This is a genomic window from Liquorilactobacillus satsumensis, from assembly GCF_964065465.1.
Classification (GTDB): Bacteria; Bacillota; Bacilli; order Lactobacillales; family Lactobacillaceae; genus Liquorilactobacillus; species Liquorilactobacillus satsumensis.
This window is the reverse complement of the sequence record NZ_OZ061606.1, coordinates 396,084-410,825: the sequence shown is the minus strand read 5'-3', so window position 1 is coordinate 410,825 and position 14,742 is coordinate 396,084. Positions and strand designations below refer to the sequence as shown.

Sequence of the window (14,742 nt, the reverse complement as noted above, 5' to 3'; positions counted from 1 at the left end):
AGATAGTTTAAAGTCGCTAAAGCGGAGAGTGTGACATAAGTCGGGAAAATTTGAGTGCTAACGCGAAATTACGAACATAGCGAGTACTTTGCTATGAGTAATTCGAAGTTAGACGGAGAATTTTGACTTATGGCACACGTTTATCCGAATAAAAGCGGGGCTGTGCCAAAAGTTAAATTTTGGCACAGCCCCTTTTTTTACATATTTTAATTATGTATATCTGAAACAGTACGGAACCTGAGTAAAATTTAACTTTATGTATTGTTTCGGCAAACTAAATTGAAAATTGCTTTTTGTAAAAGAGTATTGTAAACTAAGCTAAAGTTAGCTTTTACTTATAGAACTGTGAAGAAATGAGTAGTTTTCCGTCATACCTGCAGAGAGTCGTGGCAGCTGAGAAACGATGGTAGAGGAAGATGAAGATGGTTTCTGAGAAGTTGTCGTGGCGAGCTCTAAAAGATAAAAGAGTAAGCTGCAGCCGGTTATTAACCGTTATCTTTGAAAAATACAGATTGTATTTAACAAGAAACCAGTTTTGGTTTGAAGAATGGTGGTACCACGCTAAAAGCGTCCTTTCAGCAAAAGGATGCTTTTTTGTTTTCTCAGGGATGTAAGTCAAAGTTAAAAACTAAAAAGGAGTGAAGTTTTATGTCACATAAACAGAATGATTCGATTCAAACAGTTGTAGCTACAGGGATTGGAGCAGCCATTATTTTTGTCCTGATGAAGTTTGTCGCCATTCCGACAGGGATTCCAAATACACAAATTAACGTCGCCGAGGGTTTCTTACCTTTGCTGGGAGCAATTTATGGTCCAGTAGCAGCAGGATTGGCAATTTTGATTGGGCATACACTAAACGATTTCGTAACCTATGGTTCACCGTGGTGGACTTGGGTCATAACGGATGCATTGATTGGAGTTGCTTTTGGTGCAACTAAGAATAGGCTAAAAATTCAAGCAGGAGCATTGTCAACTGCCAAGTTGATTTGGTTTAACCTTTATCAGGTAGTGGTGAACTTTATTGGTTGGGTCCTGCTAGCACCAACTGGCGATATTCTTGTCTATCATGAACCTGCTAAAAAGGTCTTTTTTCAAGGAGTAACGACGTGGATTGTTAACAGTCTCTCAGTGGCAGTAATTGGGACTATTCTCTTGGTGCTGTATTCACGGACGAGAACTAAAAAGGGCAGTCTTAAAAAGGAAAGATAGTATTTAAAGATGATAAAACCAATTATTAGTTTTAAAGATTTTTCATTTCAATATGAAGCTCAAGCAGAAGCAACCTTGAAACATATCAATTTGGATATCTATCCAGGCGAGAAAGTTTTGGTGGCAGGTGCCTCAGGTTCAGGCAAATCAACGCTTGGGCGCTGTTTGAATGGTCTCATTCCGCAAGCTTATCCTGGTAAATTTTCGGGTTCCTGTACTGTCAACGGGAAACCGATCACTGAAAGTTCGATTTTTGACTTGTCTTTTGATGTTGGGACCGTGTTGCAGGATCCCGATAGTCAGTTTGTGGGGTTAACTGTTGTAGAGGATTTAGCATTTTCGCTTGAAAATGACTGTTGGTCCCAGGCAAAAATGCGACAGGCAACCCAGAAATGGGCGGCGCGTTTGCAGTTAAAGCCGCTTTTACAACATGCACCACAAGAAATTTCAGGTGGTCAAAAACAAAGAGTTGCAATGGCAGGCGTTTTAATTGATGAGAGTAAAATTCTGCTGTTTGATGAACCACTTGCAAGTTTGGATCCTGCCTCGGGTGCAGCTTCTATTCAATTGATTGATCAACTGACAACCTCTGAGGAATTAACTGTGATTTTAATTGAACATCGCATTGAAGAGGTTTTACGCGGAAAAATTGATCGGTTAGTTGTACTGCAGGATGGTCAAATTGTGGCTAACGATCAACCAGAAGAGATCTTGCGGGCATCACTTTTGCAACAACTCGGTTTGCGCGAGCCACTTTATTTGAATGCCTTGAAAAAAAGCGGAGTTTCTTTACAGGCATGTACGGAGATTGCTGATGTTAAACACATTACAGCACCTCAAGCAAAAGAAAAGCTGGAGCAGTGGATGACTGGTACACAGCTAAAACAACCTGTTCCTAAAAAAGAAGAGCTGCTCAAAATTAAGAATCTGACATTTAGTTATGCTAAAGAAAAGCCTGTGATCAATAACTTGTCTTTGACGATTCACAAAGGGGAAATGGTGAGCTTAGTCGGCCGCAATGGTACAGGAAAGTCGACATTGAGCAACTTGATTACAGGCTTTTTAACGCCACAACAAGGAACCTTAACATTTTCAGGAAAGGAGCTTGAGGCTCTTTCCGTAAAGGAACGTGCTGAGCAGATTGGGTATATTTTGCAAAATCCGAACCAAATGATTTCCAAGACGACTGTGTTTGATGAGGTTGCCTCTGGGCTGCGTTTACGGGGCATAACTGCAGAAATTGAAGACAAGACCAATGCTGTTTTGAAAGTTTGTGGTCTGTATGAAATGCGACACTGGCCAATTTCTGCATTGAGTTTTGGGCAAAAAAAACGGGTAACGATTGCAGCGGTTTTGGTATTGGAACCTCAAATGCTGATTTTGGATGAACCAACTGCGGGCCAGGACTTGCAGCATTACACTGAAATTATGACTTTTTTGGAAAATTTGAATCGCAAACAGCAATTGACCATCATATTAATTACGCATGATTGTCACTTGATGCTGGAGTATACGGAAAGAACGATTGTGCTTGCTGGAGGTCGAGTCATAAAAGACGCGGCTCCAGCACAGATTCTCACAGACGAAGAAGTTATCCAGCGGGCTGCGCTTGCTAAAACCAGTCTTTTTGAATTAGCGGACCGTTTCAGGCTACCTAGCGCTACAGAATTTGTTGCCAAATTTATCCAAGCTGAAAGAAAGGAGCGCGCTGATGAACAGTCAATTTCTAATCGGATATAGCCCCCGCAAAACTTTTTTACACCGCTTGAATGGCAGTACTAAATTAATTGGGTTTGTCGCACTTTCGCTCATCGGAATGATTACTTATGACACAAGGTTTTTAGCGGGGATCTTTCTTTTTTCGGGAATCTTATTTTATTTTTCAAAGATTAGCTATCAGGAAATTGCTTTAGTTCTTAAAGTCATTATGGCTTTTGCCGCCCTTAATTTGATCATGGTTTACGTTTTTGCTCCAGGCTACGGGATGACGATCTACGGGACGCAGCACATGCTTTGGGGGAGCCCGCAACATTATTTTAATCTTTCATGGGAAGAAGTTTTTTACATATTCAACCTGTTTTTAAAATATACTTTTGCAGTTCCACTTGCGCTGATCTTTTTGCTGACTACAAATCCAAGTGAATTTGCTGCGAGCCTCAATAGAATTGGGATTCCTTACCGCACGAGTTATGCTGTTGAAATTGCTTTACGTTATATTCCAAGCGTGCAACGTGATTATCGGACGATTAGTCTTGCACAGCAAGCTCGTGGTTATGAAATTTCTAAAAAAGCTAAGTTGCGGACACGAATCATCGGAAGCGCCCAAATTATCTTACCTTTAATCTTCACGAGTTTAGATCGAATCGAAGTTGTTAGCCAGGCAATGGAGCTACGGCGTTTCGGACACAACAAAAAACGGACTTGGTATCTGGCACAACCCTTTGCGCTACGCGATTTTTTGGCACTTGCAACGATTGTTGTGATTGTGATTTGGGGAGTTGTGTTGTTTAAAATAAACGGTGGGCGTTTCTGGAATCCTTTCAAATAGCTGAATTTATTTAGCAGGGAAAGTCCACTTTTAATTGTCTGAGATGCTTGTTAAATTAAGATACTTCTTTATCTTTAAGCGGTATTTTGGTAACATGAGGTAGTAAAAGAATAATAGTAGGAGGTTTGGTCATGGACAAGCCACAAATTGGTGTGATCGGCATGGCAGTGATGGGCAAGAACCTTGCGCTCAACATTGAAAGCCGTGGTTACACTGTTGCTTTATATAATAGAACAGGGGCAAAGACTGAGAAGGTGGTTGCAGATCATCCCGAAAAGCATCTGGTTCCGAGTTACTCAATTGCAGATTTCGTCGCATCACTTGAAACACCGCGCCGGATTATTTTGATGATCAAGGCAGGAGCACCTACTGACGGAATGATTAAACAGTTGCTGCCACATCTTGATAAGGGCGATGTCTTAATTGATGGTGGGAATACCTTCTTTGAAGAGACTGTTCGTCGGAATAATGAACTCGATGAGTCTGGAATTAACTTTATCGGGATGGGCGTTTCAGGTGGTGAAAAGGGTGCTTTAGAGGGCCCTTCACTGATGCCTGGTGGTCAAAAGAGTGCCTATGATTTAGTTGAACCAATTTTAAATAAGATTGCTGCTAAAGCTGAAGACGGAACACCTTGTGTAACCTACATCGGGCCAAATGGTGCCGGACACTATGTCAAAATGGTTCATAACGGGATTGAATATGGCGACATGGAATTAATTTCTGAAAGTTACAACTTGTTGCGCAACGTATTAGGGCTTGATGTGAATGAAATTGCTGCAATTTTCAAAGAATGGAATCAAGGAGAACTTGACAGCTATTTGATGTTAATTACTGCTGAAATTCTGACACGCAAAGATGATCAGGGAACTGGAAAACCAATTGTCGATGTTATTTTGGACCGTGCTGGGAATAAAGGAACCGGTAAGTGGAGTTCACAGAGTGCTTTAGAGCTGGGTGTTCCGCAATCCTTAATTACTGAGTCAGTTTATGCGCGTTATATTTCAGCGCTAAAAGATGAACGCATGACTGCAAGTCAGACGCTGCAAGGACCAGCTTTTAAGGTGGCAGATGCTGATAAAAAGGAATTAGTTGAAAAAATTCGCCAAGCGCTCTACTTTAGTAAAATCATGAGTTATGCTCAAGGATTTGAACAGATGAGAGTTGCTTCCGAGCACTATGACTGGAAACTTAAGTATGATGAGTTGGCAATGATTTGGCGTGCCGGCTGTATTATTCGGGCACAATTTCTGCAGAAGATCACAGATGCTTTTGAAAAAGCACCTGAGTTGAAAAACTTGATGCTCGATCCTTATTTCAAGGGAGTTACTGATAAGTATCAAGCTGCTGTTCGTGAAGTGGCTGCCCTAGCGATCAAAGCAGGCGTACCCGCGCCAGGATTCACTGCTGCAATTACCTACTTTGACCAGTATCGTGCTGCTGTTTTACCAGCTAATATTATTCAAGCACAGCGTGATTACTTTGGCGCGCATACGTACGAGCGGACAGATAAGGCTGGAATTTTCCACTATGAATGGTATCACGAAGAGTAATCTTTATTTAAAATAGAGCAGTCAGTTCGATCAACAATGAATCTGAAGACCGATTCATTGTTTTTTTTGGGTCATAAACGCATTAAGAGTGTTCATAAGAACGACTAATTTCATTTTTTATGTTAGATTAGTCTTAAGTGAATTTAATTTTATTTTCAGCATAAGCGAAACAATCTTACGGAATAAAACAATTTTTTATAGGGGTGTAGATATGAGTCGGATATTAATAATTGAGGACGAAAAAAACCTAGCTCGGTTTGTTGAGCTTGAATTACAGCATGAAGGGTACGAAACAGAAGTCCATTATAACGGGCGGACTGGACTGGAAGCTGCATTAGAAAAAGATTGGGATGCGATTCTCTTGGATCTCATGTTACCTGTGTTAAATGGATTGGAAGTTTGCCGGCGTGTGCGTCAGGCTAAAAATACACCGATTATCATGATGACTGCGCGTGACTCTGTCATCGACCGGGTTTCTGGCTTGGATCATGGCGCAGATGACTATATCGTCAAGCCGTTTGCTATTGAGGAGTTACTAGCACGTCTGCGTGCACTTTTACGGCGCATTGACATCGAAAGTGAACAAAATGTTTCTAAACAGACTAAGGTCACTTACCGCGATCTTACGATTGAAAAAGAAAATCGGGTTGTTCGCCGTGGTGATGAAGTGATTGAACTTACCAAAAGAGAGTATGAACTCCTTTTGACATTGATGGAAAATGTTAATGTTGTTTTAGCACGCGACGTTTTATTGAAAAAAGTTTGGGGTTACGAATCTCAAATTGAGACCAATGTGGTTGATGTTTATATTCGTTATCTGCGTAATAAAATTGATCGACCTAATGAAGAAAGTTACATTCAGACTGTGCGTGGAACAGGGTATGTGATGCGTTCGTGAAAAAAAGTAAAGACATCGTTGCTGCTTTAAAAGAAAAAAGAAAAGAACGGCGGTTTTCGCTCAAATTGAAGTGGTCGTTGGGAACTGCAATTGGCGTCTTGGCAATTTTTGCGGTCTTTGCCACGCTCTTGTTTCAAAGCTTTTCGAGCTTGATTTTAAGACAGGAGAAGCAATATGCCTCTGATGCACTGTCAGTAGCTGCTAATCATCTTGCAACGCTTGAAAATGAGCTTAACGAAAGCAATACAAGAAGAGAACTAAGCTCAAGTATTGAAGAAACTGAACAGGAAAGAGAAGAACCAACCCGTTTGTATTCAAATTCTGTTTTTGTAGCTTTTTCCCGTAAGAACATCGGGGTTGGGGCATATAATTTGAATGGGCAAAAGGTCTTTTCTTCACGAAAGCTGCCAGTTAATTTTAATATTAAAGAAACAGATACTGGCAAAGTTGTTACGACCGGTGGAACGAACGTCTATGTTGAACGCCGCCCTGTCATTTCAAAAGGAACGCGTAAAACAATTGGTTATGTTCAGGTCACCAACAGACTGCTCGATTATGACAATACGCGGCACAAATTGGTGTTAATCTTCATTGTCTTTGGGATTACAGCGGCCTTTGCCAGTGCAATTCTAGGGTATGTACTGGCGTCGTGGCTTTTACGTCCAATTGATGTGATCAATGCTACAATTAATAAGATCAATGAGGCAGAAGAAGGCGATCCGATCGCTGATATTCGTGTTCCTGAGATGAAACATCAAGATGAATTGACAGACTTGAGCAGGCTTTTTAATGACATGCTTGATCGCATGCAACGTTACATTGAGCAGCAACAGCAGTTCGTCGAAGACGTCTCACACGAACTGAGGACGCCAGTTGCGATTATTCAAGGACACTTAGATCTTTTGAATCGCTGGGGCAAAGATGACCCGCAGGTTTTGGCAGAGTCAATTTCAGCTTCATTGCAAGAAATTACGCGCATGAAAAGTCTAGTACAGGAAATGTTGGATCTTTCTCGCGCCGAGCAGGTTGAAATTCATTTTGGAAAAGAAGTTACTGATGCACGTGAAGTTGCACTGCAAGTTTTCAATAATTTTAAAATGATTCATCCAGATTTTGTTTTCTTGATTGATGATGATCTGAAGGATGAAACACCTGTTAAGATCTATCGTAATCACCTTGAACAGGTGTTGATTATTTTAATGGATAATGCGGTTAAGTATTCGCAAAAACGCAAAGAGGTTCATTTATCTGTATCGAAAAATGAACGCTACGTCGACCTTGCTGTCCAGGATTTTGGTGAAGGGATTGCACAGCAAGATATTGCACGCGTCTTTAACCGCTTCTACCGTGTTGATAAAGCGCGTAGTCGCGATGCTGGTGGAAATGGCCTGGGACTGTCAATTGCACAGCGTTTAATAGAGGGCTATCATGGACAATTAACGGTCGAGAGTGTCTTAGGACAAGGATCAGTTTTCCGGATTTCATTACCGTTAATAATTAAGGAACAAAAGAATGCGGATTAGCTCAACGATACTGAAATCCAATCAGTTAAATAGGTTTTAGAGTAATTTAATAGCAAGAGAGTGTGACAAAAGTGAAGTGCCCCATAATCGTTAGATTTGTTTGTCTAACAATTATGGGGCACTTCACTTTTGTCTCGAACTTTTCTATTTATGAAATTGAGGCTTTATTGGCCATTTTGCTCTTCAGAACTCGACGAAGATGAAGATGACGAAGATTCGCTGCTAGAAGGACTCTCCGAAGTGGTCTGAGAACTCTGCGACGATGAGCTGCTTGAAGAAGGTTGTGAACTTGAACTCGACGAACTCGAACTCGATGAACTTGAACTCGACGAACTCGAACTTGACGAACTTGAACTTGACGAACTCGAACTGGATGAACTTGAACTCGACGAACTCGAACTGGATGAACTTGAGCTTGACGAACTGGTTGAATCCGATGACGAGGTCGTGGTTTCAGGCGAGCCTGCAAGATAAAGTTCACGCACACCATTAACAGTTTTAACGTATACATTGCTAGGTTTTTCCCAATCAGTATTAGTTTTACCTTCCGAAAGGTATTCCATTGCGTATTTATAGAAGTAAGACGCAATCCGCGATGATGACGAAGTCAGATAGTTCCCAGATTCATAGGGGTGATCATAGCCTACCCAAACCGAAATTGAATAGTGTTTTGTATAACCGTTAAACCAAGAATCCATATCAGCCGAAGAAGGGAACTTAGAAGCAACGTCGGATGGGTAACTATTTGTTCCTGTTTTGCCAGCTTGATATAATCCGCTAATGTTGGCATATCGTCCAGTTCCGGAACTGCTTGTGATTACGTCTTTAAGCATATCGGTAATCATGTAGGCAGTTGAAGATTGCATAACTTGCTTTCCAGAACTTGAATAAGATTTTGTTTCGCCATCAGCTGTCTCAATACTATTAATATAGGTTGGTGAATAATAAGTTCCACCATTGGCAAAGGCGGCATAAGCTGCTGCATTTTGCAAGGTAGATGAAGGAAGACCAATTCCGTTTTGGAATTCAAGGGTCTTGCTATACTTCATCCCTAACTTGCTGACAAAGTTTTGAGCTTTTGTAATTCCAACAGCCTCAAGCGCTCTGATTGCTGGGATATTCCGGGACTGAATTAAGGCATTGCGCATTGTCATTGTGCCTAGATGTTCGTGATCAAAATCTGAAAGTTCGATGCTGGTTCCTGGATAGACGTAGCTAGTATCTTTTAGCTGATGATAAGTTGCCCAACTGAGATATTCAATTGCTGGGCCGTAATCCATCAACGGTTTTGCAGTCGAGCCGTTTGTTCGATCCGTTTGAACAGCACGATTGAGACCGTATGTCACATTACCGGTCTTGCGGCCACCAATCATGGCGACTACTTTGCCGTTATTAGGATCGACAACCGTAGAAGCTACTTGAAGCTTATTATCCGGATAAGAGATCGCAGAAGAGTTATTAGCAAGATTATAGAGACGTTCCTGTGCTTTCATATTCAGGTTTGTATAAATTTTAAGGCTGTTCTTGTAAGGATCATAACCTTTAGCACGTGCTTCTTGAATAACCTGCTTAAGATAAGAATCGGCGATCTTGGCTTTTTGGCTGGTCTGAGTAGCGCTGTGATTTGTGACAAGATCTTTTTTAACATCTTCTTGTTTTGCCTGTTTTGCTTGCGCGCTTGTAATTTTTTTGTTGGCGACCATTGCATCTAAGACCTCATTGCGTCGACTTGTTGCAAGCGTAGCATTTGAGATTGGATTATAGCTTGAAGGCGCATTTGGAATTCCTGCAATCATTGCAGTTTGCGCCAAGTCGAGCTTAGCCAGTGATTTTCCATAGTAATAATAAGCGGCAGTTTGCATGCCGTAAGTACTGTCACCCATAAAGACTTTGTTAACGTAGAAAGTCAAGATTTGTTCTTTACTATAAGTATTATCCATCTTCAAAGCGAGCCAAGCTTCCTGCGCTTTACGTTTGAAAGTTTGATCGGAACGTTTAGTAGAGAAAAATGATAACTTGATCAATTGCTGATCTAGCGTACTACCACCTTGTAACCCAGAAGACCGCGAAACGTTTGAGACGGCTGCACCGAGGATTCTGACCGGGTCAACTCCATGGTGTTTGTAGAAGCGCCGATCTTCAATTGAAACGACAGCGTCTTTTAAAGTTTGTGGAATATTTTTACTTTCGACATACTGGCGGTTTTGTGAACCAAGGCTGAGAATTTTTTTACCTTCAGAATCATAAATGACCGTCGAGCCGGTACTTGAAAGTGCTTTTTCAGTGAGGGCAGGAGCGCTCTTAGCATAAATGAAAAAGACGGTTGCTCCTAAAGCAACCACAACTTCGAGGACAACTAATAAAGTTAATAATGTTCTTTTGAAGATTCTCCCGAACTTACTTCGGGGTTTGGTCTTCTTGGTGCTCTTTTTGCGACGCGCCACGCGCGAAAGCTTTGGATCTTGATTACTCATGATGTGCTCCTTTTACATTCCGAAGATTTTCAATCAGCTTGTCAACGCAGGTTAAGTACGGAATTAGTGGTTGGAACTGATACGCAATTGCGAAACCACTGTCTGCAATAATTTTCTTTGGGATCGATTTACGCCCATGCGTTTGTTGATCCCAATACTCAAAAAGAGTCGCTGCAGGAAGCAGAAATAACTCTTGAGTTATCGAAAATTTAATAATGGTAAAACAGATTCCAGCTTGCCTGACGCAGGCTTTCATATGATTGATTTGATGCTCGTGAAAGTTATTGAGCGGAAACGAGGTTTTATTACGCGTTTCCTTAGCCTCAAAATCAAGGTAATACCCGTGATATACTCCATTGTAATCAGTGGTTGATGCCTGCTTGAAATAAGCCTCTTTAATGACTGCAGCACTGCGTCTAGGATAATCAACCTGTACTATTTGAATGGGCACAGGTTTCTTGTGAATAACTGCAACTTGCTGCTGCAAGTAATAAAGATTACTTTGGTTTAGTTCTTCTTCCAGTGACATGCCACGATTGCCAAAGATAACATCACGCTGATTTTTGCGGGCGTGTCCCGCAGAATTTGGGTTGTAGTCCTGGCCGTTTGGATATCTAATGACCATACTTCCATCCCTCCCATTCGACTTATTATACCAACAACATACAAACTTGGCAAAAGGACAGGAAACTTGTCTGCTAGTACTAAATTTTCATATAATAGGTTGGGAATTATGTTTAGAAGGGAAGACATCCATGAGAATCTGGTTGACCGGTTATCGTAGTTATGAATTGAATATTTTCAAAGATTCTGACCCCAAAGTTGAAGTTATCAAAAATACGCTCAAAGAATGTCTAATCCAGCAAATGGCTGATGGATTGGACTGGGTGCTAGCCGGAGGACAGTTGGGAATTGAACAGTGGGGGCTTGAGGCAGTCACGGAGCTTAAAAATGATTACCCAGAATTAAAGAGTGCGTTGATGCAGCCCTATCAGGAATTTGAAAAAAATTGGCGTGCAGATAAACAAAGCAAGTTTCAAGCGCTAAAAGCTGCGGTTTCGTTTTCTGCGAGTGTTAGTCAAACACCATACAATAATCCGCAACAATTACGCAATTGGCAAAATTTTATGCTGACACATACAGAAGGCGCTTTATTGGTGTATGATCCTGAATATGAGGGAAAAGCCAAATATGCTTATTCCGCGATTAAAAAATTTCAAGAAACGCATGATTACACGCTGACGCTAGTTGACATGGACTGGCTTGAAACGAGTGCGCGTGATTTTTTTGAGAGAAAAAGCGAGAATGATTTGCAATAGGTGAAAACTCTGGTATAATTAACAGAGTTGTAAAGTTAGTTTTCTAGAGAATACGAGGTGCATTTCTGTGGATAAGATAAATTTCACGCCTAAAGACATTGTAAACAAAAATTTCAAACCTAAAATGCGTGGCTATGATCCGGCAGATGTAGATGAGTTCCTTGATGATGTAATTAAGGATTATGAAACGTATTCTAAAGAAACACAGCGCTTGCAGATGGAAAATGATCGTTTGGTTAGCAAGGTTGACGAGTTGACCAAACAGCTTGCCGTTGGAAAGAGCGGTCAAGTTAGTCATCCAACATCCAATGTGACGAACATGGATATCTTGAAGCGCTTATCCAACCTTGAGCGTCATGTGTTTGGCGCTCAGTTGAATGATGATGCCGATCAGGACAGTCGGTTCTAATTAACTGAGACATATTTGATGATGTTCTCTGGTAATCGCGGTCTGCTTTATGCAGGCTGAGGAAAGTCCAAGCTTGCACAAGCTGAGATGCTTGTAGTGATCGTGCTTGCTGAAAAAATAAGGCAAGGTACCTTAGGGTAACGGCAGATAAAAGAGCTAAGGCTTCGGCTATGCTCGAGTAGTCTTGAAAGTGCCACAGTGACGAAGCAGTGTTAGAAATGGCATTGGTGGAACGAGGTAAACCCCGCGAGCAGGTAACCCAAACTTTGGTAGGGGCGCTTCATGACGGAAATGAACTAATCATGGGGGCAGGCATTTTGCCTGGAGATAGATGATTACCACCGATTCTGGTTTCCTGAACCAGATGACGTACGGAACGTGGCTTATAGAGGACTCATCACAGGACTGGCTAGGAGTATTTTCGGATATTCCTAGCCTTTTTCTTTTGAAAAATAAACGAGGGATGAACAAAATGAAAAAATATAAACTACTGGCAACTGCCGCTGCTGGAATTGAAGGCTTAGTGGGAAATGAGTTGCGTCATTTAGGTTACGAGGCGCAAGTCGAAAACGGGCGTGCACGCTTTCAGGGAACATTTGAGGATATTTTACGAACTAATTTGTGGCTGCGAACTGCAGATCGTGTCAAGATTATTATTGCAGAATTTAAGGCAACCTCATTTACTGAACTTTTTGATCACGTCAATGCGTTGCCGTGGGATGAATATCTACCTTTGGATGCAGCTTTTCCGGTAGAGGGTAAATCCCAGAAGTCGAAACTCTTTAGTGTGCCAGATGTCCAATCGATCGTCAAAAAAGCAATCGTGGACAAAATGAGTAGCGTATACCATAGACGGACACGCTTGCCTGAAACTGGTGCAAAGTATCCGTTGGAAGTTGCCTTGAATAAGGACATGGTTCTTTTGACACTGGATACAACTGGTTCCAGCTTGTTTAAGCGTGGCTATCGGATTGAAAAAGGACCCGCTCCCTTAAAGGAAAACATGGCCGCGGCCTTAGTCCTACTGGCACATTGGTATCCGGAAAAACCATTCGTTGACCCAGTTTGCGGGTCAGGAACTATTCCGCTGGAAGCTGCGCTAATCGGACATAATATTGCACCTGGATTTAATCGTGATTTTATTTGTGAAAGCTGGCCGAATGTACCTCAAGGATTGGCCGAACAGTTGCGGGCAGCTGCCGATGCACAGGCAGATTATGAGCGTGAATTGGATATCACGGGTTACGATATCGATGGAAAGATGATTGAGATTGCACGATTGAATGCACGCGAGGCAGGGTTACTGCATAATGTGCATTTTAAGCAATTAGCAGTCAAAGATTTCAAGACTACTAAGCAAAACGGTGTGATTGTTGCTAATCCGCCGTACGGTGAACGACTCAGTGATCAAGAGGCGGTGCGGGAGCTTTATCGCCAAATGGGAGATGTCTACCGGCCGTTAACTTCTTGGAGCAAGTATATTCTGACCAGCGATTTGCAGTTTGAGAGTTACTATGGTCAGCGTGCCACCAAGCGGCGTAAACTTTATAATGGTTCTCTTAGAACAGACCTCTTTCAGTACTGGGGACAGCGACCAAGTAAGAAAAATCCCGCCAGTCAACGTCCAAATTCAAAGGACTAAGATCAGCGGAAAAGGTATGTAGTAAAGATTTCGCGGAGCGGGGCTGTGCCAAAAGTTAAATTTTGGTACAGGCCCGCTTTTATTCCGGATAAACGTGTTCCATAAGTCAAAATTCTCCGTCTAACTTCGAATTGCTCATCGCAAAGTACGCGCTATGTTCGCAATTTCGAGTTAGTACTCAAATTTTCCCGACTTATGTCACACTCTCCTCTTTTTTTTAATTGAAAGGGTATAATTAAAGGTGTTCTCAGCTTTAATTAACAGCAAGATCATAGCAGTTTTACTTTAATTTGTGCAACCCTTGAGTAGCTAAAGTGTGTGCGCCTTTATTTTCTTTTTCCGGGATCCAGCGATTGATGACTAACGGAAAGGTTTCTTGCAGTGTTAATAGCTGTTGCAATTGTTGCGGATAGCTTTTGGAATACTTTTTTGCAAGACTATCCATCACAATCCGGCTATCACTGAAAAAGAGAATGGTTTCGGCAGGTTGGGCGAATTCGGCAAGTTTTTTCCAGCCTGCAATAGCTGCATTAAATTCTGCTTCGTGATTGGAGCTGGGGGGAAGCTGTTGCGAAAACTGATATTGTTTTTGGGCAGCAACAATTAGGATTCCAGCACTGCTGGGTCCAGGGTTGCCTTTAGTTGCTGCATCCGTGTATAATTTGAGCAGTTCGATCACTCCTAGAAAGGTGTTTTATTTATGAAAACTAAATTTTGGTACCAACCTGATTTTGCGATGGCAATTACATGCTGGTCATATACCTTTATGATACTCCTTGCAGGCTTTTTATTGTGGCTTGAGATCACAGTTTTTCAAGTTTGGTCAGGAATCGTTTTTATATTATTTGGAATTGCGGTTTTGCTGCAGCTGTTTTTAAGATGGGTCGAAATTACGCCAGACTCGCAGTTCCTGATTCTGCACACTGTTTTGCCGCAGAATACGAAAAAGATCAAATTAAACACGATTCGTAATGTTTCCTCAAGCAAGACTGGAATCTCCTTTAGGGATGACCAACGTCAGTATAAAATTATCATGTTAAAGAATAAGAAACAAATGCTATATAATCTGATTAGTAAGGACTAAAAAGTTCGTGTTTTATAGTTGAAATTACTTTTTTTAACCTTTAAAAGGACTGGAAAACGATTTTTTAATGACACTAAACGAAC

At 41.5% G+C, this 14,742-nt stretch carries 13 protein-coding genes, 1 other RNA gene and 1 other annotated feature; of the genes, 11 read left to right on the top strand and 3 right to left on the bottom strand.

Going from position 1 to position 14,742, the window contains the following annotated elements; translation table 11 throughout:
- Positions 1-336 precede the first annotated feature (336 nt).
- Positions 337-578, top strand: a binding site (T-box leader).
- Between the two features lie 70 nt (positions 579-648).
- From AB3Y88_RS01910 to AB3Y88_RS01885, 6 genes are all read left to right on the top strand, one after another.
- Positions 649-1,209: an ECF-type riboflavin transporter substrate-binding protein gene (locus AB3Y88_RS01910; protein WP_054755988.1), complete on the top strand. Its 561-nt coding sequence runs from the start codon at positions 649-651 to the stop codon at positions 1,207-1,209.
- 9 nt (positions 1,210-1,218) lie between these two features.
- Positions 1,219-2,949 carry an ABC transporter ATP-binding protein gene (locus tag AB3Y88_RS01905; RefSeq protein WP_228887752.1) on the top strand — a complete coding sequence of 577 codons (1,731 nt, stop codon included), beginning with the start codon at positions 1,219-1,221 and terminating at the stop codon, positions 2,947-2,949.
- Positions 2,921-3,757, top strand: a complete 837-nt coding sequence (locus tag AB3Y88_RS01900) for an energy-coupling factor transporter transmembrane protein EcfT (RefSeq protein ID WP_228887751.1) — start codon at positions 2,921-2,923, stop codon at positions 3,755-3,757. The genes AB3Y88_RS01905 and AB3Y88_RS01900 overlap by 29 nt, the downstream gene beginning before the upstream one ends.
- A 131-nt stretch (positions 3,758-3,888) precedes the next feature.
- Complete coding sequence (gene gndA / locus AB3Y88_RS01895) at positions 3,889-5,310, top strand: NADP-dependent phosphogluconate dehydrogenase (RefSeq protein ID WP_228887750.1); 1,422 nt, start codon at positions 3,889-3,891, stop codon at positions 5,308-5,310.
- Positions 5,311-5,521: 211 nt separating this feature from the next.
- Positions 5,522-6,208 (top strand): response regulator transcription factor, encoded by a 687-nt coding sequence (locus tag AB3Y88_RS01890; protein ID WP_054755990.1) that lies wholly within the window; start codon positions 5,522-5,524, stop codon positions 6,206-6,208.
- Complete coding sequence (locus AB3Y88_RS01885) at positions 6,205-7,731, top strand: HAMP domain-containing histidine kinase (protein WP_228887749.1); 1,527 nt, start codon at positions 6,205-6,207, stop codon at positions 7,729-7,731. The genes AB3Y88_RS01890 and AB3Y88_RS01885 overlap by 4 nt, the downstream gene beginning before the upstream one ends.
- Before the next feature lie 164 nt (positions 7,732-7,895).
- On the opposite strand, the gene AB3Y88_RS01880 is transcribed toward AB3Y88_RS01885, so the two are convergent.
- Together AB3Y88_RS01880 and recU are read right to left on the bottom strand one after the other, a co-directional pair.
- The gene (locus tag AB3Y88_RS01880; protein WP_228887845.1) at positions 7,896-10,208 is read right to left on the bottom strand and encodes a transglycosylase domain-containing protein; all 2,313 of its coding nucleotides are present in this window, start codon (positions 10,206-10,208) and stop codon (positions 7,896-7,898) included.
- Complete coding sequence (gene recU, locus AB3Y88_RS01875; protein ID WP_054755995.1) at positions 10,198-10,830, bottom strand: Holliday junction resolvase RecU; 633 nt, start codon at positions 10,828-10,830, stop codon at positions 10,198-10,200. The genes AB3Y88_RS01880 and recU overlap by 11 nt, the downstream gene beginning before the upstream one ends.
- A gap of 130 nt (positions 10,831-10,960) precedes the next feature.
- On the opposite strand from recU, the gene AB3Y88_RS01870 reads away from it, so the two are divergent.
- The 4 genes from AB3Y88_RS01870 to AB3Y88_RS01855 all read left to right on the top strand — a co-directional run bounded on the left by AB3Y88_RS01870 (position 10,961) and on the right by AB3Y88_RS01855 (position 13,575).
- The gene (locus AB3Y88_RS01870) at positions 10,961-11,524 is read left to right on the top strand and encodes a DUF1273 domain-containing protein (RefSeq protein WP_228887748.1); all 564 of its coding nucleotides are present in this window, start codon (positions 10,961-10,963) and stop codon (positions 11,522-11,524) included.
- Between the two features lie 67 nt (positions 11,525-11,591).
- Positions 11,592-11,933, top strand: a complete 342-nt coding sequence (gene gpsB / locus AB3Y88_RS01865) for a cell division regulator GpsB (RefSeq protein WP_054755996.1) — start codon at positions 11,592-11,594, stop codon at positions 11,931-11,933.
- A 23-nt stretch (positions 11,934-11,956) separates the two neighbouring features.
- Positions 11,957-12,324, top strand: an RNA gene (gene rnpB / locus AB3Y88_RS01860) — RNase P RNA component class B.
- 81 nt (positions 12,325-12,405) lie between these two features.
- Positions 12,406-13,575 (top strand): class I SAM-dependent RNA methyltransferase, encoded by a 1,170-nt coding sequence (locus AB3Y88_RS01855; RefSeq protein WP_056960066.1) that lies wholly within the window; start codon positions 12,406-12,408, stop codon positions 13,573-13,575.
- A gap of 280 nt (positions 13,576-13,855) precedes the next feature.
- Here the strand turns inward: AB3Y88_RS01855 and AB3Y88_RS01850 are convergent, their stop codons facing one another.
- Positions 13,856-14,245: a ribonuclease HI family protein gene (locus AB3Y88_RS01850; RefSeq protein WP_056960120.1), complete on the bottom strand. Its 390-nt coding sequence runs from the start codon at positions 14,243-14,245 to the stop codon at positions 13,856-13,858.
- Between the two features lie 30 nt (positions 14,246-14,275).
- Between AB3Y88_RS01850 and AB3Y88_RS01845 the strand changes: the two genes are divergently transcribed.
- Positions 14,276-14,659, top strand: coding sequence for an EbsA family protein (locus AB3Y88_RS01845; RefSeq protein ID WP_054755999.1), 384 nt, complete (start codon positions 14,276-14,278; stop codon positions 14,657-14,659).
- The last annotated feature ends 83 nt before the right edge of the window (positions 14,660-14,742 follow it).

Bases quoted from the DNA above. Each gene is read 5' to 3' on its own strand.
- AB3Y88_RS01905 (WP_228887752.1), top strand. From the start codon at position 1,219: ATGATAAAACCAATTATTAGTTTTAAAGATTTTTCATTTCAATATGAA.
- AB3Y88_RS01910 (WP_054755988.1), top strand. From the start codon at position 649: ATGTCACATAAACAGAATGATTCGATTCAAACAGTTGTAGCTACAGGG.
- AB3Y88_RS01855 (WP_056960066.1), top strand. From the start codon at position 12,406: ATGAAAAAATATAAACTACTGGCAACTGCCGCTGCTGGAATTGAAGGC.
- AB3Y88_RS01845 (WP_054755999.1), top strand. From the start codon at position 14,276: ATGAAAACTAAATTTTGGTACCAACCTGATTTTGCGATGGCAATTACA.
- gndA (WP_228887750.1), top strand. From the start codon at position 3,889: ATGGACAAGCCACAAATTGGTGTGATCGGCATGGCAGTGATGGGCAAG.
- AB3Y88_RS01900 (WP_228887751.1), top strand. From the start codon at position 2,921: ATGAACAGTCAATTTCTAATCGGATATAGCCCCCGCAAAACTTTTTTA.
- recU (WP_054755995.1), bottom strand. From the start codon at position 10,830: ATGGTCATTAGATATCCAAACGGCCAGGACTACAACCCAAATTCTGCG.
- AB3Y88_RS01870 (WP_228887748.1), top strand. From the start codon at position 10,961: ATGAGAATCTGGTTGACCGGTTATCGTAGTTATGAATTGAATATTTTC.
- AB3Y88_RS01890 (WP_054755990.1), top strand. From the start codon at position 5,522: ATGAGTCGGATATTAATAATTGAGGACGAAAAAAACCTAGCTCGGTTT.